Here is an 18,249-nt window from a genome sequence, read left to right on the forward strand (position 1 = left end):
GCCGACTGCGGGCGACTTATTCGAGGCCTTCGAAGTTCTGGTGGCGCTGGATGTCGACGCCGTCCTCGGTGACGACGGCGATGTTGATGCCGTTACCCGAGGCGAGGTCGCGCTCGACCGCCGAGCGGATGGCCTTCGTGGCGACCTGCTTCGCCTCGTCGATGCTGAGGCCGTCTTCGAACTCCTGTTCGAGCACACCGAGGGCGTACTGGCTGCCGGAGCCGGTGACGGTGTACTCCTCTTCGAGGATGGAGCCGGCGGGGTCGATGCTGTAGATGTGGGGGCCGGTCTCGTCGACGCCGCCGAGGATGGGCTGGACGACGTAGAACCCGCCCGAGCGGAGGAAGTTGCCGACGAGCGTCGACAGCGCCTGCATGCTCATGTCCTCGCCGCGGCGGGCCTCGTAGAGGCGGACCTCCGCGCGGAGGGAGCTGATGAGCGACTGGGCGGCCGAGACGGAGCCGGCGATGGTCAGCGCGCCCGTCGGGTGAATCTCTTCGACCTTCTGGACGTCCTTCGAGGAGACCATGTAGCCCATGCTCGCGCGCATGTCGGTCGCGAGGACGACGCCGTCTTCGGTCTTGATACCGACGGTGGTCGTTCCGGTCTTCGTCTCCTTGTCTCCGAGCGAGTCGGCGCGACGCTCGGCGTGTGGGAACTCGCCGAGCTCGGGACCGAACACGTTCGAGCGGTCGCCGTTCAGCGAGTCGAGACGGCCGGAGAACTCGTCGTGAGTCGGGGTACGCATTGTCAGCGATTGCACTTCGGCGCTGATAAATGCAACCCTTCACCTCGCCGTTGCCGGTGCCAAAGCGTCAGACGCGCGTCGGCGGCGGCCGCGCGGTGCGGTCGCTCGCGGGAAGTACCGTCGGGAGGAGGGAGGGCGCGCGAGTCGGCTTAGCGAGCCGCGGCGCGTTCGTAGGCGGTTCCGGTCGTTTCCACGAGCCGGCGAATCGGGAGGGTCACACCCATCCGGCGAGCGGCGAGCGCGACGGGGAGCAGCGCGATGCCCATCGCGACCGATAGCTGGTAGGCGGCGAACAGGACGTACTTCGTTAGGCGGGGTATCATCACCGTGTCCTCAGTCGAGGCTCGGGAGGTGTCGGTATATAAATCTTCTCTCAGCCGGCCGCGCGATACCCCGACGCTGTCTATCGATTAAAGTACACTTGTCTCTACACCAACTAGACCGACTATTCGGCGTGAGACGCGCGTGACCCGCGGAGCGCTTTTCCATAAGTTATAGCGATAATCCCCGTGGCATGCGCGGGTCGTGCGCGCTCCGGTCGGTGGACGGGAGTGTCGTGGATTCGGACGCGTCGCGGTCGGTTCGCGGCCCGGGTGTGTGAATCCCACGCGCCCCGGCGCTCGAACCACAAGACACGAAACCCCACCGGCGCGTAACGTGTGTATGAGCAACTATCTCGTCGCGATGGAGGCGGCCTGGTTGGTCCGGGACGTAGAAGACATCGACGACGCCATCGGCGTCGCGGTCAGCGAGGCCGGCAAGCGACTCAACCAGAAGGACAAGGAGTACGTCGAGGTCGAAGTCGGCGCGACGCCCTGTCCCGCCTGTGGCGAACCGTTCGACTCCGCGTTCATCGCGGCCAACACCGCCCTCGTCGGCCTGCTCCTCGAAATCAAGATTTTCAACGCGGACGGCGAGAAGCACGCCTCCCGCATCGCCAAAAGCGAGGTCGGCGGCGCGCTCCGCGACGTCCCCCTCGACGTCATCGACATCCGCGAGTTCGACTCCGACGAAGACCAGTAACCCCGCGCCGTCGCGCCCGGCCGCGTCGGGTCGTGCCAAACCGCACCGACCGGTGTACTTGGGGCGACCGCCCGACACGAGCGAGCGATTTTCGCGGCGCCTGCGAACCCCTGCCCCGATGAGCGACCGGAACACTTTTTCATAACTACGGGTTATCACTCCGGCATGGAACTCCCCACGCCGCAGGACCTCAGGGAACGGCGGAACTCCCTGGAGTTGACGCAGAGCAAACTCGCCGACATGGCCGGGGTCTCCCAGCCGCTCATCGCCCGCATCGAAGGCGGCGACGTCGACCCGCGCCTCTCGACGCTCCGGCGCATCGTCGAGGCGCTGGACGAGGCCGAGGGTCGCATCGTGCGCGCGGAGGACATCATGAACACGACCGTCCGGAGCGTCGCTCCCGACAACTCAGTCCGCGAGGCGCGCGACATCATGCTCGACGCCGGGTTCTCCCAACTGCCAGTCATCGAGAACGGCCGCCCGCTCGGCATCATCTCGAACGCGGACATCCGCCACGTCCAGGAGGACGACGTGACCGACCGCCCGGTCAACGAGGTCATGTCCGAGGGCGTCACGACCGTCGAACCCGAGACGACGCTGGACGAAATCGGCGTCTACCTCGACCACAACTCGGCTATCATCGTCGTCGAGGGCGGCGAGACGGTCGGCATCATCACCGAGGCCGACATCGCGGCCCACATCTGAGGTCGAGTCCGGCGACCGGCGAGACGCCGGAGGCGGTCCGCCGTCCGAAACTGCGAAACTGCGAAACACCGGCACTCCCACGGGACAGACTCAGCGCCGACGGACGACGAGCGGCGTTTCGCCCTTCGGTTGGGTCGTCATCTCGGGCGTGATTTCTAACTCTCCGTCGCCGCCCCAGCCGAGGTCGAAGTCGCGGAGGACGGTCGCGAGCACGATTTTCGCCTCCGTGAGCGCGAACGCCCGCCCGAGACAGCTCCGCGGCCCGGCCCCGAAGGGGAGGTAGGCGTAGGCGGGGCGGTCGGTCTCTCCGTCCCAGCGCTCGGGTCGGAACGCGAGCGGGTCGTCGTACCACCGGTCGTCGCGGTGGATGCGGATGACAGAGAGGTGGATGTCCGCGCCCGCCGGAACGGCCCGGTCGCCGGTCGGAAACGGCTTCGCCGTCTCCCGCGGGAGCGTGTGAACCGGCGGGTAGAGCCTGAGCGTCTCCTTGATGACGCGTTCGAGCACCGGGAGTTCCCCGGTCGCCTCGGCGGTCACGGGGCCGTCGCCGACGACGCGGTCGACCTCGTCGGCGGCGCGCTCGCGGACATCGGGGTGCGTCGCGAGCAGGTACAGCGCGTAGGTGAGCGCGAGCGCCGTCGTCTCGTGGCCGGCGAAAATCAGGCCCACGAGCTGGTTCTCCAGCGACTCGACGGTCGCCGGGTAGTCGGCGTCGGTCCCGAGCGCGTCGGCGAGTCGGCGCGTCAGGCTCTCCTCGTCGGCGGTCTCGACCAGCGTTCTGACCTCCTCGCGGAGGACTCGGTCGGCCCGGTCGAACCGACACCTGCTCGGCGTCGGGACCCACGACGGCAACACCCACGAGGCGGGCGCGAAGCGGCCGTTGAGGCCGTCGGCGGCCGAGCGAACTCGGCGGTCGCCGTCGAGGTCGAGTTCCCGCCCGAGGATGGTGGCGAAGATGATGTCCAGTGTGACGGACTTCATCTCGGCTTCGAGCGACAGCGTCCCCGAGTCGGGCCACGTCCACAGGCGGCGCTCGACCTGCCGGCGCATCACGGACGCGTACTCGTCGACCCGCTCCCAGCGGAAGAACGGCTCTAGCTCGTCGCGCTGTCGCCGCCACTCGTCCCCCTCGGCGGCGATGACGGCGTCGCCGAAGGCGGCCTCGAACTCGCCGCCCTTGACGATGGTATCGCGGTCGGTCACGAACGCCCGCTCGAAGTGGTCGGGGTGGGCGAGGACGTACAGGTCGCCCATACCGACCACGTCGAGTCCGACCGCGTCCTCGACGCCGTGGTCCGCGAGGAGGTCGGCGACGAAGCCGAACGGGTCGGCCGCGAAGCCGACGGTGTGGCCCACGAGCGGGAGGCCGTTCGGTGTCGGTGGCGGTGAAGTCACACCTCCACTATGGCGAACATCGATAAAATAGTGCTTCTAATCGAACAGTTCGATTTGGCAAGCTATCCGCGCTCAGAGGTCGAGGCCGCGAATCGAGACGCCGTCGCCCGCTTCGACGCGGCCGATGACGCGGCCGTCGGTCGCCTCGACCAGCGCCTCGGCGTTCGCCTCGGGGACGGCCGCGACGAAGCCGGTGCCCATGTTGAACGTCGTGTGCATCTCCTCGTCGGAGACGCCGCCGCGCTCCTGGACGAACTCGAACACCGGCTGGGGGTCGAAGGCGTCGTCGACGACGTAGCGGAACTCGCCCATGCGTTCGAGGTTGGTCCAGCCGCCGCCGGTGACGTGGGCCGCGGCGTTGGTCTCGGCGGCGCGCAGGTCGTCCAGCAGGTAGGTGTAGAGCCGCGTCGGTTCGAGGAGCGCCTCGCCGACGGTGTCGTAGTCGTCGCCGTCCCACGCGTCGTCGTAGTCGCCGTCGGCCGTGGCGGCCTTGCGGGCGAGCGTGAGTCCGTTCGAGTGGATACCCGACGACGGGAAGCCGACGAGCGCGTCGCCCTCCTCGGCCTCCCCGGGGAAGATAGCGTCCTTCTTCGCCAGTCCGGCGCAGGTGCCCGCGAGGTCGAGACCGTTGATGACCTCGGGCATGACCGCCGTCTCGCCGCCGACGAGTTCGATGTCCGCCTCCTCGGCACCCGCGGCGAGGCCCTGTCCGACCTGCTCGGCGAACGTCTCGTCGGGCGCGTCGACCGCGAGGTAGTCCACGAACGCGACGGGCCGGACGCCGGCCGCGACGAGGTCGTTGGCGTTCATGGCGATGCAGTCGATGCCGACCGTCGAGTAGTCGCCGAGCGCCTCGGCGACGAGCAGTTTGGTGCCGACGCCGTCGGTGGCGAGCCCGAGGTAGCGGTCGCCGATGTCGAGCAGGCCGGCGTAGTCGCCCGACCCGCCGCCGACCTGCGCGACGAGCGCGGCGGTCGCGGCCTCGCTCGCCTCGATGTCGACGCCCGCGTCGGCGTAGGTCATCCCTTCGGAGTCGTCGTTCGTCATGTTCGTGTACGAGATAGGCCGAAATATAAAATCACAGGGTACGAATCATACACGTTCTCGCATAAGTGAGCGTTCGCCGCCGGTCGGTCGTCGGTCGTACCGGGGGTCGCTCCTCCGGTTGTTCACATCCTGCCGGTCGCGCGCACGCTCTGACGACCCCGCTACGACCCTCCTAATCGACGCTCTCCGAGCCGATTATATTGAATAATCTATAACTTTTGCAATATTTGCGAAAAAGCACCAGAGGGCAGTATAAAATTTCTCGGCGCTTCTGGTGCCTTCATAAAACGTTACGAAAGAAGAATGTTCGCCCTAAGCCGGGTCTGAACAGTCGAAAAAGAAGCGAATTCACGGTAACGCTCGACCCCTTATATGATGGTCCCCGTCGTATGCAGGAGTGACGATGTCCGGAATCCCCTCCACGACCGACTCGATCGCGCTCGACTTCGCATCGACCATCGGCCGCCTCGCGTACGCCCCCCTCGAGACCGTCGCGTTCTGGTCGGCAGTCGCGCTGCCCCTCGCGTACCTGCCCGTCCTCAGCGGCGGTCTCTCAGCCGGCGAACTCCCCCTCTTCGCCGGGCTCATCGCCGTCCACGCCGTCGCGCTCGTTCTCGGGCGCGACCACGGCCAGCAGTAACCGCGACCCCGACGCGTACGACCAACCCGGATTCGTCTCGGTTCCCCGCCGACGCTTTCCCCTCCCCACGGCGCGCGTCAGCACCCCCTGCCCGACCGCGAACCGCCCGCAAACCAGCCCACCTGACACTGGCCCAACCCAACCCAACCCAACCTGACTCCGACGCCGACTCCAACCTCGACGGCCCGACCTGTTCCCGTCGCACTCGCGCGGTCCCCTCTTCTCTCCGTTCGTTCCCGAAGACCCCGTCCCCCGCCGGGTCGTTCCCCCTCGTCTGTTTCATCCGTTGAACCCGTACGCCTCGGCAGTCCCTTCCGGTCTCCCGCTTTCGCCGCTTCGGTGAACCGGGGCCGCCGCCCGCGTGACGCCGCAGCTATCAGTTGTCGCTTCGGGGGTGGCGGAGAAGTCGAAGCCGGACGGACCAGCAACCGAATTTCGGAGCCGTCCCGAATCTCGGGACCACCCCGAATCCCCGTCAGTGGGTCAGAACCCGACGAACAGGAACAGACCGACCGTGAGGAGAACCGACAGGACGAGGACGCCGGCGAACGCCGGCGTGCTCCACGCCTTGACCGTCTTGCCGTCGAGCGACCCGAAGGGAAGCATGTTGAACGCCGCGAGGAAGGCGTTGATGATGAGCCCGCGAGAGCCGACGAGTTGGACCACGTCGGAGCCGACGAGGACGCCGACGACGAGCACCGGCGCGAAGGCGACGAGGAGCAGCAGGTTCGTCACCGGGCCCGCGAGGGCGATGAGGCCGTGTTCGCGCTCGGTGAGCACGCCGCGGTGGTAGACCGCTCCGGGCGCGGCGAAGATGAACCCGACGAGCGCGCTCATGATGGCGACTGCGAGCATGCCGTAGTCGGCGCGGAACTCGGCGACCTGATTGAACCTGACGGCGACGACCTTGTGTGCGACCTCGTGGAGGAGGAAGCCCACGCCGGCAGTCAGCAGGCTCACGACGAGCGCGAGGCCGAACGACCCGCTCGTCAGCAGTTGGATGGTTCGGTTGCCGCCGCCGGCGAAGAAGATGGCGAAGGCGAGGCCGAGCGCGACCCACGCGACGAGCAGGTCGCGGAGTTCGCGCGAGGAAAAGGAGACGTTCACGTCAGGGACCTCCAGATGAGGTCGGCGCTGTTACGCGCGCCCTCGAACATCAGGTTCGCCACGCCCGCGACGCCGCCGAGGTCGGAGGCGATGACGGGGATGACGTAGGTGACGAAGAGGAAGCTCGCGATGATGCTCCCGATGTTCGTCATGGCGACGACCATGATGAGCTTGAACAGCGGCACGTCGAACATCTGGCCGACGAGTTCGACGATGGGCGTCTCCTCGTCGGAGAGCAGTTCGTTCAGTTTGCCGATGTCGCCGACGTTGACCGGCGTGTGTCGGAGTTCGACGTAGCCGGTGAACCAGCCGGGCGCGAGAAGCGGGTTGATGGAGGTCATCCACGCGACGAGGCCGCCGACGAGGGCGGAGGTCCACCGCGCGCCGGCGACCTTGGCGAGCGCGGCGGCGAACACGCCGTTGATGAGGAACCACGCGCCGAAGATGGTCAAGAGCCGCTCGTTGCCGACGCCGGCCATCGCCAGGAGGACGAAGAAGGCGATGAACACGGCGGTGACGCCGAAGCCGAGCAGTTTCCCCCACGGGAAGCCGTCCTTCTCCGCGACGCCGACGAGCGACTCCATCGGCGGGAGCGTCTCGGGGTGTGCGAGGTAGTTCTCGATGCCCTCGCGGTGGCCCGCGCCGACGATGGCGACGACGTGCCGACCGGACTGCCGGAGCGCGACGAGTTGGTGGGCGATGTAGGCGTCGCGCTCGTCGATGAGCGCCTCCGCGCCGCCGGGGCTGAACCGACGGAACTCCTCCATCATCGCCGAGACCACGTCGCCGTCGGTCAGTTCGGCCATGTCGAACTCCTCGTAGTCGGCGTCGCCCTCGGCGGGCACGAACAGGCCGAAGGCGTTCAGGACCGCGCCGGCGGTGACGCCCACGACGACGCCCGCGAGGACGCCGATGACGAGGCTCCCGACGATGGCGGTGCCGAGGCTCCCGAGGATTCCGGAGACGAGGCCGGTGCCGAGTCCGAGGCCGAAGCCGGCGACGATACCGATTGCCGCGCCGCCGCCGAGCCCCGCGAGAACCGCGTCGTCGCCGTCGAGGGAGAACGAGGCGGCGGTGTAGAGCAGGTACGCGGACGCGGCCCCGAGGACCGCGGCGGTCGCGGTGCGCGTCAACAGGAGGTCGGTGACGCCGACCGCGCCCCCGAACAGGCCGACGAGCGGCCCGAGGAAGACGCCGACGGCGATGCCCAACACCGCGCCGACCCCGCGGGCGTCGGCGACGCCGAACAGGAGGTCACCGGCCATGCGCACCTTTTCGAGCGTGCCCATCCGCCGCCAGAAGCGCTGGATGGTGACTTGGATGTCGCGGTCGACGAGCGCCACGTCGAGGCCCTCGTCTTCGGCGGTCTCGACCGCCGCGAGCATGTCCGCGCCGGGCTTTACGTCGAACTTGTCTCCCATCCGCGACTGGACGTACGAGAGCATCCAGTAGGCGATAAACTGGAAGACGGTGTTGCCGCGAAGCAGGTCGCGCGCTTCGATGTCGTCGGGCGTTCCGCCCTTCATCTGCCGGTAGCGACCCTCGTCGAGTTCGACCGCGACGACGTCGGGACGCTCTTCCCTGACGGTCTCTTCGACCTCTCTGACGCTGTCGGCCGAGACGTGGGCCGTGCCGACGACGCGGACGTGACCCTCGCCGGGCGACGAATCGTTCATCGCCGGGTTTACCGCCCCACGGTTTTTATCCGTGTCGGCATCTCCCACGAACTATGCAGGATTTCGACGCGCACACCCCGACGCCCGCCCACGAGACGGCCATCGACTGCCTGCAGGCCGGCGTCGAGGCCGTCCTCCCCGACCGCGTCGTCCGCGAGTCGGTGTCGCTCGACGGCGACACCCTGACCGTCGCGGACGAGACCTACGACCTGACCGCCTACGACCGCATCCTCGTCGTCGGCGGGGGCAAAGCCGGCGACGGCGTCGCAGACGCCCTCGAAGCCGTCCTCGGCGACCGCATCGACGACGGTGTCGTCGTGACGCCCGACCCGACGCCGAGCCCCGACGGGCGCATCGAGCGACTCCCCGGCGACCACCCGGTCCCCTCCGCGCGCGGCGTCGAGAGCACCCGGCGGCTCGTTGACCTCATCTCCGACCTCGACGACCGCACGCTCGTCCTCGCCGCCATCACGGGCGGTGCGAGCGCGGTTCTCCCGTCACCCGCCGAGGGCATCTCGCTCGCCGAGTTGCAGGAGACGACCGACAGGCTGCTCGAAAGCGGCGCGGAGATTCACGACCTCAACGCGGTCAGAAAGCACGTTTCGACGCTGAAAGGCGGCGGCCTCGCACGGCTCGCCGCCCCCGCGACGGTCGTCGGCCTCGTCCTCTCGGACGTGGTCGGAAACGACCTCGGCGTCATCGCCTCCGGCCCGACCGCGCCCGACGAGACGACCTACGACGACGCCCTCGACGTGCTGGACCGCTTCGACCTCGACGTGCCGAAATCGGTCCGCACGCGCCTCGCCCGCGGCTCCGCCGGCGACATCCCGGAGACGCCGAAACCCGGCGACTCGGTGTTCGACCGGGTGACGAACCACGTTCTCGCGGACACGTTCACCGCGCTCGACGCCGCTCGCGAGGTGGCCGACGAACGGGGGTACGACCCGCTCGTCCTCTCCTCTCGCGTGCGCGGCGAGGCGCGCGAGGCCGCGAAGACCCACGTCGCCGTCGCGGAGGAGTCGCTCGCGACCGGGAACCCGATTGCCGCGCCCGCCGTGGTCCTCTCGGGCGGCGAGTGTACCGTGACGGTCCGCGGGGACGGCGACGGCGGGCCGAACCTCGAATTCTGCCTCGCGGCCGCCGCCGAACTCCCCGAGGAGACCGTCCTCGCCAGCATCGACAGCGACGGGAAAGACGGCGGGACGGAGGTCGCGGGCGCGGTCGTGGACTCGTCGACCGTCGACGCCGGGGACGCCCACGACGCGCTGGCGAGAAACGACGCGCTCCCGGTGCTTCGGGAGGCCGGCGCGCTCGTCGAGTCCGGCGCGACGGGGACGAACGTCAACGACCTGCGCGTCGTCGTGGTCGGCGAGGGCGTCTGAGCGCCGACAGTTCCGCGGGCGACGGACAACAGGTTTGTATCCTCCGGCGGAGTACTCACCCCCATGGCCGGTTTGTTGCCCTCCACTCCCGACACCTCCGCCGCGGACGAATCCTCCCCGCGGGTCATCGGACTCGACGACGACGAGGCGTCGGACCTCCTCTCGGCGCTCTCGTCGGAGACGGCCCGCCGCGTGCTCGCCGCGCTCCACGACAAGCCGACGAACGCCGCGGACCTCGCGGAACGCGTCGACACGTCGCTTCAGAACGTCCAGTACCACCTCCGAAAGCTCGACGACGCGGGCCTCGTCGAGGTGGTCGACACCGTCTACTCCGAGAAGGGCCGCGAGATGAAGGTGTACGCGCCCGCCGACAGGCCGCTGGTCGTCGTCGCCGCCGGCGAGGAGACGCGGACGGGGCTGGCGTCCATGCTGACGAGCCTGCTCGGCGGCGTCGCCGTCTTGGGCCTGCTCTCGGCGTTCGTCCAGTGGGTCGCGTCGCGGGGCCTCGGCGTTCTCGGCGGTGCCGGCGGTGCCGCGGAGTCCGCCGACGCCGGGACGGTCTCGACGATGGCCGCGGAGGCCGCGCCCGCGGCGGCGCAGGGAATCCCGCCGGGGCTCGCCTTCTTCGCCGGCGGCCTCGCCATCCTGCTCGTCATCGCGGCCGTTCAGTTCGCCCGACGCTGAGCGCTCACGGGGAGCGACGGCGACCGGGTCGGCGACTCGTTCTGGGGTAACTATTCGTACTCCGGCCAACTACAGCATAGCATGAAACACCGTGCCGTGGTCCGCGGTATCGGGGTCGGCGTCGGCGAAGACGGCTCGAACGTGCCGGCGGTGGTCCTCGAAGCGCGCGACGAGTTCCTGCCCATCGTCATCACGTCGGACCAGGCTCAGGCCATCCAGCTCGGGCTCTCCGGCGAGCAGTTCGAGCGCCCGCTGACCCACGACCTCCTGGTCGAGATGGTGACCGAGTTCGGCGGGGCCATCGACAGCATCCGCATCGACGACCTCTCGAACGGCACGTTCCTCGCCAAGGTCGACGCCGAGCGGTACCACGACGGCGAGGCGCGGACGTTCGTCTTCGACGCCCGCCCGAGCGACGCCATCGCCCTCGCCATCCGCGTGGACTGTCCGATTCTCATCTCCGACGAGGTGCTCGACGCCGCCGGGCAGTCGCCCGAGGCGTTCGACGCCGACTTCGAGGAGTGAACCGGGGCCGTCGCCGCCGCGCCCCACGATTTCAAGCCCCCTCGGCGCGACCCTGCTCGCATGAGCGAATCCACCGCGACGCTCGACGAGTCGCGCACCGAGATGACCGAACTCCTCCTGCCGAACGACACCAACAACCTCGGGCGAGCCCTCGGTGGGGCGGTCCTCCACTGGATGGACATCTGCGGGGCCATCGCGGCGATGCGCTTTTCGAACCGCCAGTGCGTCACCGCGTCGATGGACCACGTCGACTTCATCAGCCCCATCGACCTCGGCGAAGTCGCCGTGATGGAGGCGTACGTGTTCAACGTCGGCCGAACCAGCGTGGACGTGAAAGTCGACGTGCACGCCGAGAACCCGAAGACCGACGAACTCCGGAAGACGACCACCTCGTTCCTGACGTTCGTCGCGCTCGACGACGACGGGAAGCCGACGCCGGTCCCCCGACTCGTCTGCGAGACCGACGAGGAAGCGGAGCTCCGCGCCGAGGCGGTCGCCGCCCGCGCCGAACAGCTCGAATCCGTCATCGAGCGCATGGAGAACTGAGGAAACTGGCGTCAGCGCCGAACCCTTTTCCCGGACGGCGACCGACTGGCGACCATGCTCGACGTTCCCGTTCCGGACCCGCCGTCGCTCCCGACCGTCGACCCGAACCAGTACGACGACGCGCAGGTGGCGGCCGACGCCGACTTCAAGCGCGCCGAGTTGGAGGACTTCCTCGAAGCCGGCGCGTGGGCCGACGCCTTCGAGGCGTGGGCCGCGGAGACGCCCGTCACCGAGGCGCAGTGGGAAATCGTCCTCGACCTCGACCTCCTCTCCCACTTCGACTTCTTCTGGGACGACTTCGCCGACCGCGTCGGCTACCACGCGCCGGGCATCCCCGAGGACTGGAAAGAGCGCGAACTCCACCCCGAACTGACCTCGTGGGGCGAGGTGTCGTCTATCAACGCCGGCCTCACCGAACTCGGACAGGACGTGTGCGACGTGCTCAAAGACGACTACATCGACTGGGAGTCCGAGTACGAAGCGCCCGACGACCTGCCCGACTTCTGAGGGCGGTCGCCCCTCCCTTCGTTGGCTTCCGTGCGGACTCCGACGCCGCTTGGAACCCGGTTCCGAACATTCACAAAATAATGGCGTTATATGTTGACATTCGCGTAGGAAAGACATATTTCTGGAAGCATTGTGGCTGAATTTGGGAAAACGGTGATATTCCAATCGCCGCTCTCATCTCTCGTCACTATGACGAACATGAAACGCCGCGACGTACTCCGTGGATTCGGTGGCGTCGCCATCGCGGGCGGGCTCGCTGGTTGTATGGGCGGCGGCGGGACCGACGACGAGACGGAGACGACCACGACGGCGACTCCGACTCCCACCCCGACACCGACGCCGGAACCCGAGACGGCGATGCTCCGCGTCGCCCACCTCTCTCCCGACGCGCCGAACGTCGACGTGTACGTCGACGGCTCGGTAGCCCTCTCTGACGTGCCGTTCGGCGCGGTCAGCGACTACCTCTCGGTTCCCGTCGGGACCCGGACGGTGAAAGTCACCGCCGCCGGCGACGAGTCCACGGTCGCTTTCGAGGGCGACCTCGACGTCGCCGAGGCGACCTACACCGTCGCCGCGGTCGGCGAGCTCACCGAGGAGACGTTCGAACCGCTCGTCCTCGAAGACGACGTGTCGCTCCCGGACGACGACACGGCCCGGGTCCGCGTGGTCCACGCTTCGCCCGATGCCCCCGCGGTCGACGTGACCGCCGGCGACACGGTGCTCTTCGACGGCGTGTCGTTCACCCAGTCCGGCAGCGTCGAGGTGCCGGCCGACACCTACGCGCTCCAGGTCAGGGGCGACACGGAGTCGAACGACGGCGACGCGGTCGCGGAGTTCGACGTGGAACTCGCCGGCGGCACCGTCTACACGGTGTTCGCGGCGGGCTACCTGACGCCCGACGACGAGCCGACCGACGAGGCGTTCCGGCCCGTCGCGGTCGTCGACGCCGGGTCCGGCGGCGGCGGGCTCGTCCAGCGCGACGTGTCCCTCCGCGCCGCGCACCTCTCGCCGGACGCGCCGAACGTCGACGTGCTCGTCGACGGCGCGGTCGCGCTCTCGGACGTGCCGTTCGGCGCGGTCAGCGACTACCTCGCGCTGACCGCCGGGTCCCACCAGGTGACGATTCGCGCGACCGACGCGCCCGACACGGTCGTCTTCGACGAGACGCTCGACCTCGCGGCCGGCGCGTACACCGCCGCGGCGCTCGGTGAACTCGACTCGGCGGCCGAGAACGGCTTCGCCGTCTCCCTCCTCGAAGACGACCGCTCGGCCCCCGCTGACGACGCGGCCCGCGTCCGGGTGCTACACGCCTCGCCGGACGCGCCCGCGGTCGACGTGACCGTCGCGGGCTCCGGGGACGCTCTCGTCGACGGCGCGGCCTTCGGCGACGCCGCGACCGTCGAGGTCCCCGCCGGGGAGTACACGCTCCAGATTCGGGGCGACACGGAGTCGAACGACGGCGACGTGGTCGCCGAGTTCGACGTCACCGTCGAGGGCGGTCGCGCGTACACCGCCATCGCGCTCGGCTACCTGACGCCCGACGACGAGCCGGCGGACGCCGCGTTCGACCTCAGCGTCGTCGCGGACAACTGACCCGGAGCGAGCCGCCCACCTGCCCTGCCGTCGTCCCCGCTCCGACGCCGGTTTCGAGCGAACCACCTCCCGAACGAATGACACCGATGCGAACCCGACGACGTGAACCGCCTCGCGCCCAGCGGCGGCCATGAGCGTCTTGGTCGACGCCGCGCGGTTCGCGCTCGGCGCGAGCGCGGTGTTCCTCGTCGTCCTGCTCGGAATCTGGGGGCGGAACTACCTGCTGTTCCGGTCGAAACACGCGCTCGGCCTCGTCGTCTTCGGCGTCTTTCTGCTCGCGCAGAACCTCTTCGCGCTGTACTACTACCTCGTGGACCCGACGCTGTCGGTCTGGTTCGCCACCGCCGTTCCCGCCGCGGCGTGGCGGGTGCTGATGGGCGTCCACGTCCTCCAGGCGGTGGCGCTGGCGGTCCTCCTGTGGATTACGTGGGATTAAACCGATAGCCGCCGTCAGCGTCGGACATGCACCGCCGAGCCCTCCTTTCGAGCGCTGCCGCGCTCTCGCTGGCGGGCCTCTCGGGCTGTCTCGCCGACGCCCGACGGACCGCGAGCGGTCGAATCCGCGCCGACACCGGCCACTCGAAACTCCACCCGGCAGACGAGCAGTACGTGAACGGGTCGTTCCCCGACGACGCCGACTTCCGCGGGTGGCTGTTCGGCGACCCGCCGGACGACCAGACGGACGTGTTCACCGACCGCGCGATGCAGGGCGAGTACTCGAACGACCTGCTGTGGGCCGAGGGCGATTCGTTCGTCCTCCTGTTCGAGGTCCGGATGGCACGCGAGGACGCCGCGTTCTACAACGTCGCGCAGTCCCCGTCGTGGACCGGGTGGCGCGACGCCGACCTCCCGATTCGGCGGTCGCCGCCGTCAGACCTCGAACCGTTCGACGCGGACACGCTCGTCTGCACTCACCTCTCGAAGTTCGACGTGGCGAGGGGTGCCGCGCCGACGAACGCCACGCTCCGGATGTTCGAGCGCGACGACGAGTCCGGGACCACGCACGGGTCGGCGGTCGAGTCGGTCGTCGCGACCCACCGCGTCGGTCGATGGTCGGACCGATAGCGTCGATGACGGCGTCGATGTCGGTGTCGTCGCCGGAGTAAGCGTTATGCCGCTTCCGAGACTTCGTTCGGATAGCATGCGACGACACCGGAGCCTCTCTCGCTCACCCGCGGTCGGCCAGTCCCGACCGTCGGTCGTCGCTCCGTCGCTCATTATTGCGGGGCAGTAGCCTCGCATATCCCTCATCCTCGACACCCGTCCGTATCGACCTCCGAGCGACTGCAGTCTCTTCCGGTGTGACACACCGGAACCCCCCATGGAGCGACACACGCACCACACCCGACAGGCGTATCGACAGCGACCAACAGACCGCCGACAGCGGAGGGTCTCCCGTGTCTGAGTCGGACCCGACGGAACGCCCGACCGACGCGGACCAGACCCGCCGTTTTGATATATATCCGCGAGAAGGACGGGGTATGGAAGACATCGCAGACCAGTACACGCCGTCGGACGTGGAGTCCGTCGTCGGCGAGTACTGGGACGAGAACGACGCGTACGAGGCGACGAAGGAGGCACACGCCGACGACCCGTCGTTCTTCTTCGTCGACGGCCCGCCGTACACGTCCGGCCAGATGCACCTCGGCACGGCGTGGAACAAGACGCTGAAGGACGCCGTCATTCGGCACAAGCGCATGACGGGACATCAGGTCACGGACCGCCCCGGCTACGACATGCACGGCCTCCCCATCGAGGTCAAAGTCGAAGAGGAACTCGGCTTCACCTCGAAGCGCGACATCGAGGAGTTCGGCATGGAGCAGTTCATCCAGAAGTGCAAGGAGTTCGCCGTCCGCAACCGCGAGGCGATGGACGAGGACTTCCAGTCCATCGGCGCGTGGATGGACTGGGACAACCCCTATCAGACGCTCTCGCCCGAGTACATGGAGTCCGCGTGGTGGGCCTTCTCGAAGGTCGCCGAGAACGGGCTGGTCGAACAGGGCAAGCGCAGCGTCAACTACTGCCCGCGCTGTCAGACCGCCATCGCGGCAAACGAGGTCGAGTACGACGAAATCACCTCGCCCTCTATCTACGTCAAGTTCCCGCTGAAGGGCCGCGAGGGCAACCTCGTCATCTGGACGACGACGCCGTGGACCATCCCCGCCAACACGTTCGTCGCCGTCGACGGCGAGATGACGTACCAGGAGGTCCGCGCCGAGAAGGACGGCGAGAGCGAGGTGCTCTACCTCGCCGAGCCCTGCGTCGAGGAGGTCCTGAAGAAGGGCCGCTACGAGGACTACGAGGTCCTCTCGGAGGTCACGGGCGAGGAGATGGTCGGCTGGGAGTACGACCACCCGCTCGACGGCGTGGTCGCCGAGTACGCCGACTTCGAGGGCGCGGGACAGGTGTACACCGCCGAATACGTCGAGGCCGACCGAACCGGACTCGTCCACTCCGCGCCCGGTCACGGGCAGGAGGACTTCGCCCGCGGGCAGGAACTCGGCTTGGACGTGTTCGTCCCCGTCGACGACAAAGGCGAGTTCACGGAGCAGGGCGGCGACTACGCGGGCACCTTCGTCCGCGACGCCAACCCCGAAGTCATCGAGGACCTCGACGAGCTCGGCCACCTGCTCCACGCCGGCGAGCACGACCACCGCTACGGCCACTGTTGGCGCTGTGACACGGACATCATCTTCCTCGCCACCGACCAGTGGTTCATCACGGTCACGGACGTGAAAGAACAGCTTCTCGACAACATCGAGGAGTCCGAGTGGCACCCGCAGTGGGCCCGCGACAACCGCTTCCGCGACTTCGTGAGCGACGCGCCCGACTGGAACGTCTCCCGACAGCGCTACTGGGGCATCCCGCTTCCCATCTGGGTCCCGCAGGACGCCGACGCCGAGGGCGCACAGGAGATGATTGTCGTCGGCACCCGCGAGGAACTCGCAGAGCGCGCCGACCAAGATGTCGACCCCGAGACGGTGGACCTCCACCGGCCCTCGGTGGACCCCATCACCATCACCGAAGACGGCGTGACCTACGAGCGCGTCCCCGACGTGTTCGACGTGTGGATAGACTCCTCGGTCGCCACGTGGGGAACGCTCGACTTCCCCGGCGAGACCGAGGCCTACGACGAGCTGTGGCCCGCCGACCTCATCATCGAGGCGCACGACCAGACCCGCGGGTGGTTCTGGTCGCAACTCGGCATGGGCACCGCCGCGACCGGCGAGTCGCCGTACAAGGAGGTCATCATGCACGGCTTCGCCAACGACAAGGACGGCCGCAAGATGTCGAAGTCCGTCGGCAACATCGTGACGCCCGAGGAGGCCATCGACCGCGCCGGCCGCGACCCGCTTCGCGCCTATCTCCTCAGCCACGACCAGCAGGGCGTGGACCTCTCGTTCGAGTGGGACGGCCTCGCCGACACCCAGTCGACGCTCAACATCTTCTGGAACGTCTTCCGGTTCCCGCTTCCGTACATGGACCTCGACGGCTACGACCCCGCCGAGGCCGACCTCTCGGAGGGCGAACTCACCGTCGTCGACGAGTGGGTGCTCTCGCGGCTCCAGACCGTCGAAGCCGAGATGGCGGACGCGTGGGACGACTACGAGGTCTCCACCGCGCTCAACACGCTTCTGGACTTCATCACGCAGGACGTCTCGCGCTTCTACGTGAAGGCCATCCGCGAGCGCATGTGGGACGAGGAGGACTCGGCGTCGAAGCTCGGCGCGTACGCCACGCTCTCGACGGTGCTCTCGGAGTCCATCCGGCTCATCGCGCCCTACGCGCCCTACATGGCCGAACGGATGTACCAGCGGCTCGACGGCTCGGAGACGACCGTCCACATGCTGTCGTACCCCGAGGCCGACGAGGAGCGCCGCGACGAGGAACTCGAAGCCAACATGGCCGTCCTCCGCGACGTGGAGGAGGCCGCGGCGCACGCCCGCCAGCTCGGCGGTCGCAAGCTCCGCTGGCCCGTCTCGCGCATCGTCGTCGAGTCCGAGGACGCCGAGGTCGCCGACGCGGTCGAAGCCCTCTCGGACCTCCTCGCGGAGCGCGTGAACACCCGCGACGTGCAGGTCGTCGAGGGCTTCGACGAGCTCGTCGAGACCGCGGAGCCGCAGATGAGCGTCATCGGGCCGGAGTTCGGCGCTGACGCCCAGAAAATCATGGAGGCCGTCGAGGGCCTCTCGCGCGCCGAAGTCGAGTCGGGCGTCGAGGTCGACGGCGAGACGTACGACCTCACAGACGAGATGGTCTCGTACCGCGCCGAACCCCCGGAACACGTCACCGGAGCCGACTTCGAGGGCGGCACGGTCTACGTCGACACCGAACTCACCGACGACATCGAGTCCGAGGGCTACGCCCGCGACGTCATCCGCCGCATCCAGGAGATGCGCAAACAGCTCGACCTCGACGTCGAGGCCGAAATCGACGTGTCGCTCGCGGTCGACGACGACCGCGTCGCCGGCTTCGTCGAGGAGAACCGCGACCTCATCGCCGAGGAGGTCCGCGCCCGCGAACTCGACCTCGGAAGCGCCGACGGCGAGACGGTCGAGACGTGGGACGTCGAGGACGTGTCCGTGACCATCGCGGTCACGCAGCTCGACTGAGGCGGCCCCGCGCGGTCCCCGGTCGCTGGCGGCGGTCGGCCGTCACTCGGTCGCCGCG

General features: G+C 68.4%; 18 protein-coding genes. 12 read left to right on the plus strand and 6 right to left on the minus strand.

What is annotated here, in order from left to right; translation table 11 throughout:
* Positions 1-16 precede the first annotated feature (16 nt).
* Together psmB and C454_RS20815 are read right to left on the minus strand one after the other, a co-directional pair.
* A complete protein-coding gene (psmB, locus tag C454_RS14590; protein ID WP_004976882.1) occupies positions 17-748 on the minus strand; it encodes a proteasome endopeptidase complex subunit beta in 732 nt (243 codons plus the stop codon).
* Between the two features lie 149 nt (positions 749-897).
* Positions 898-1,071, minus strand: coding sequence for a hypothetical protein (locus C454_RS20815; protein ID WP_004063248.1), 174 nt, complete (start codon positions 1,069-1,071; stop codon positions 898-900).
* Between the two features lie 340 nt (positions 1,072-1,411).
* Between C454_RS20815 and C454_RS14595 the strand changes: the two genes are divergently transcribed.
* On the plus strand, positions 1,412-1,771 hold the full coding sequence (locus C454_RS14595; protein WP_004970698.1) for a DUF555 domain-containing protein: 360 nt from the start codon (positions 1,412-1,414) through the stop codon (positions 1,769-1,771).
* A 165-nt stretch (positions 1,772-1,936) separates the two neighbouring features.
* Positions 1,937-2,476: a CBS domain-containing protein gene (locus C454_RS14600; RefSeq protein ID WP_004976886.1), complete on the plus strand. Its 540-nt coding sequence runs from the start codon at positions 1,937-1,939 to the stop codon at positions 2,474-2,476.
* A gap of 90 nt (positions 2,477-2,566) precedes the next feature.
* Here C454_RS14600 and C454_RS14605 read toward each other — a convergent pair whose 3' ends face one another.
* Together C454_RS14605 and purM are read right to left on the minus strand one after the other, a co-directional pair.
* Positions 2,567-3,871 (minus strand): cytochrome P450, encoded by a 1,305-nt coding sequence (locus C454_RS14605; RefSeq protein ID WP_081605238.1) that lies wholly within the window; start codon positions 3,869-3,871, stop codon positions 2,567-2,569.
* 72 nt (positions 3,872-3,943) lie between these two features.
* Positions 3,944-4,918: a phosphoribosylformylglycinamidine cyclo-ligase gene (gene purM, locus C454_RS14610; protein ID WP_004976889.1), complete on the minus strand. Its 975-nt coding sequence runs from the start codon at positions 4,916-4,918 to the stop codon at positions 3,944-3,946.
* A gap of 403 nt (positions 4,919-5,321) precedes the next feature.
* On the opposite strand from purM, the gene C454_RS14615 reads away from it, so the two are divergent.
* A complete protein-coding gene (locus C454_RS14615; protein WP_004976891.1) occupies positions 5,322-5,558 on the plus strand; it encodes a hypothetical protein in 237 nt (78 codons plus the stop codon).
* Positions 5,559-6,041: 483 nt separating this feature from the next.
* On the opposite strand, the gene C454_RS14620 is transcribed toward C454_RS14615, so the two are convergent.
* Together C454_RS14620 and C454_RS14625 are read right to left on the minus strand one after the other, a co-directional pair.
* The gene (locus tag C454_RS14620; RefSeq protein WP_004976894.1) at positions 6,042-6,665 is read right to left on the minus strand and encodes a zinc metalloprotease; all 624 of its coding nucleotides are present in this window, start codon (positions 6,663-6,665) and stop codon (positions 6,042-6,044) included.
* Entirely contained in the window at positions 6,662-8,341 is a 1,680-nt protein-coding gene (locus C454_RS14625; protein ID WP_004976898.1) for a TraB/GumN family protein, read from the minus strand. The genes C454_RS14620 and C454_RS14625 overlap by 4 nt, the downstream gene beginning before the upstream one ends.
* Before the next feature lie 53 nt (positions 8,342-8,394).
* Between C454_RS14625 and C454_RS14630 the strand changes: the two genes are divergently transcribed.
* The 9 genes from C454_RS14630 (at position 8,395) to ileS (ending at position 18,191) form a co-directional block, all read left to right on the plus strand.
* Positions 8,395-9,723 (plus strand): glycerate kinase type-2 family protein, encoded by a 1,329-nt coding sequence (locus tag C454_RS14630; RefSeq protein WP_004976900.1) that lies wholly within the window; start codon positions 8,395-8,397, stop codon positions 9,721-9,723.
* A gap of 63 nt (positions 9,724-9,786) precedes the next feature.
* Complete coding sequence (locus tag C454_RS14635) at positions 9,787-10,407, plus strand: ArsR/SmtB family transcription factor (protein ID WP_004976902.1); 621 nt, start codon at positions 9,787-9,789, stop codon at positions 10,405-10,407.
* 81 nt (positions 10,408-10,488) lie between these two features.
* Positions 10,489-10,932 carry a bifunctional nuclease family protein gene (locus C454_RS14640; RefSeq protein WP_004976905.1) on the plus strand — a complete coding sequence of 148 codons (444 nt, stop codon included), beginning with the start codon at positions 10,489-10,491 and terminating at the stop codon, positions 10,930-10,932.
* Between the two features lie 60 nt (positions 10,933-10,992).
* Positions 10,993-11,478 (plus strand): acyl-CoA thioesterase, encoded by a 486-nt coding sequence (locus C454_RS14645; RefSeq protein WP_004976908.1) that lies wholly within the window; start codon positions 10,993-10,995, stop codon positions 11,476-11,478.
* Between the two features lie 54 nt (positions 11,479-11,532).
* Positions 11,533-11,985, plus strand: a complete 453-nt coding sequence (locus tag C454_RS14650; protein WP_004976910.1) for a hypothetical protein — start codon at positions 11,533-11,535, stop codon at positions 11,983-11,985.
* Between the two features lie 189 nt (positions 11,986-12,174).
* Positions 12,175-13,578, plus strand: a complete 1,404-nt coding sequence (locus C454_RS14655; protein ID WP_004976911.1) for a DUF4397 domain-containing protein — start codon at positions 12,175-12,177, stop codon at positions 13,576-13,578.
* A gap of 130 nt (positions 13,579-13,708) precedes the next feature.
* Entirely contained in the window at positions 13,709-14,014 is a 306-nt protein-coding gene (locus C454_RS14660; protein ID WP_004976912.1) for a hypothetical protein, read from the plus strand.
* 26 nt (positions 14,015-14,040) lie between these two features.
* The gene (locus C454_RS14665) at positions 14,041-14,643 is read left to right on the plus strand and encodes a hypothetical protein (protein ID WP_004976914.1); all 603 of its coding nucleotides are present in this window, start codon (positions 14,041-14,043) and stop codon (positions 14,641-14,643) included.
* Between the two features lie 416 nt (positions 14,644-15,059).
* The gene (gene ileS, locus C454_RS14670; protein WP_004976915.1) at positions 15,060-18,191 is read left to right on the plus strand and encodes an isoleucine--tRNA ligase; all 3,132 of its coding nucleotides are present in this window, start codon (positions 15,060-15,062) and stop codon (positions 18,189-18,191) included.
* Positions 18,192-18,249 lie beyond the last annotated feature (58 nt).

The organism is Haloferax gibbonsii ATCC 33959 (assembly GCF_000336775.1).
Lineage (GTDB): Archaea > Halobacteriota > Halobacteria > Halobacteriales > Haloferacaceae > Haloferax > Haloferax gibbonsii.

Excerpts from the sequence above, each read along its gene's own strand:
- psmB (WP_004976882.1), bottom strand. The coding sequence starts at position 748 with ATGCGTACCCCGACTCACGACGAGTTCTCCGGCCGTCTCGACTCGCTG.
- C454_RS20815 (WP_004063248.1), bottom strand. The coding sequence starts at position 1,071 with ATGATACCCCGCCTAACGAAGTACGTCCTGTTCGCCGCCTACCAGCTA.
- C454_RS14595 (WP_004970698.1), top strand. The coding sequence starts at position 1,412 with ATGAGCAACTATCTCGTCGCGATGGAGGCGGCCTGGTTGGTCCGGGAC.
- C454_RS14600 (WP_004976886.1), top strand. The coding sequence starts at position 1,937 with ATGGAACTCCCCACGCCGCAGGACCTCAGGGAACGGCGGAACTCCCTG.
- purM (WP_004976889.1), bottom strand. The coding sequence starts at position 4,918 with ATGACGAACGACGACTCCGAAGGGATGACCTACGCCGACGCGGGCGTC.
- C454_RS14615 (WP_004976891.1), top strand. The coding sequence starts at position 5,322 with ATGTCCGGAATCCCCTCCACGACCGACTCGATCGCGCTCGACTTCGCA.
- C454_RS14625 (WP_004976898.1), bottom strand. The coding sequence starts at position 8,341 with ATGAACGATTCGTCGCCCGGCGAGGGTCACGTCCGCGTCGTCGGCACG.
- C454_RS14630 (WP_004976900.1), top strand. The coding sequence starts at position 8,395 with ATGCAGGATTTCGACGCGCACACCCCGACGCCCGCCCACGAGACGGCC.
- C454_RS14635 (WP_004976902.1), top strand. The coding sequence starts at position 9,787 with ATGGCCGGTTTGTTGCCCTCCACTCCCGACACCTCCGCCGCGGACGAA.
- C454_RS14640 (WP_004976905.1), top strand. The coding sequence starts at position 10,489 with ATGAAACACCGTGCCGTGGTCCGCGGTATCGGGGTCGGCGTCGGCGAA.
- C454_RS14645 (WP_004976908.1), top strand. The coding sequence starts at position 10,993 with ATGAGCGAATCCACCGCGACGCTCGACGAGTCGCGCACCGAGATGACC.
- C454_RS14650 (WP_004976910.1), top strand. The coding sequence starts at position 11,533 with ATGCTCGACGTTCCCGTTCCGGACCCGCCGTCGCTCCCGACCGTCGAC.
- C454_RS14655 (WP_004976911.1), top strand. The coding sequence starts at position 12,175 with ATGACGAACATGAAACGCCGCGACGTACTCCGTGGATTCGGTGGCGTC.
- C454_RS14660 (WP_004976912.1), top strand. The coding sequence starts at position 13,709 with ATGAGCGTCTTGGTCGACGCCGCGCGGTTCGCGCTCGGCGCGAGCGCG.
- C454_RS14665 (WP_004976914.1), top strand. The coding sequence starts at position 14,041 with ATGCACCGCCGAGCCCTCCTTTCGAGCGCTGCCGCGCTCTCGCTGGCG.
- ileS (WP_004976915.1), top strand. The coding sequence starts at position 15,060 with ATGGAAGACATCGCAGACCAGTACACGCCGTCGGACGTGGAGTCCGTC.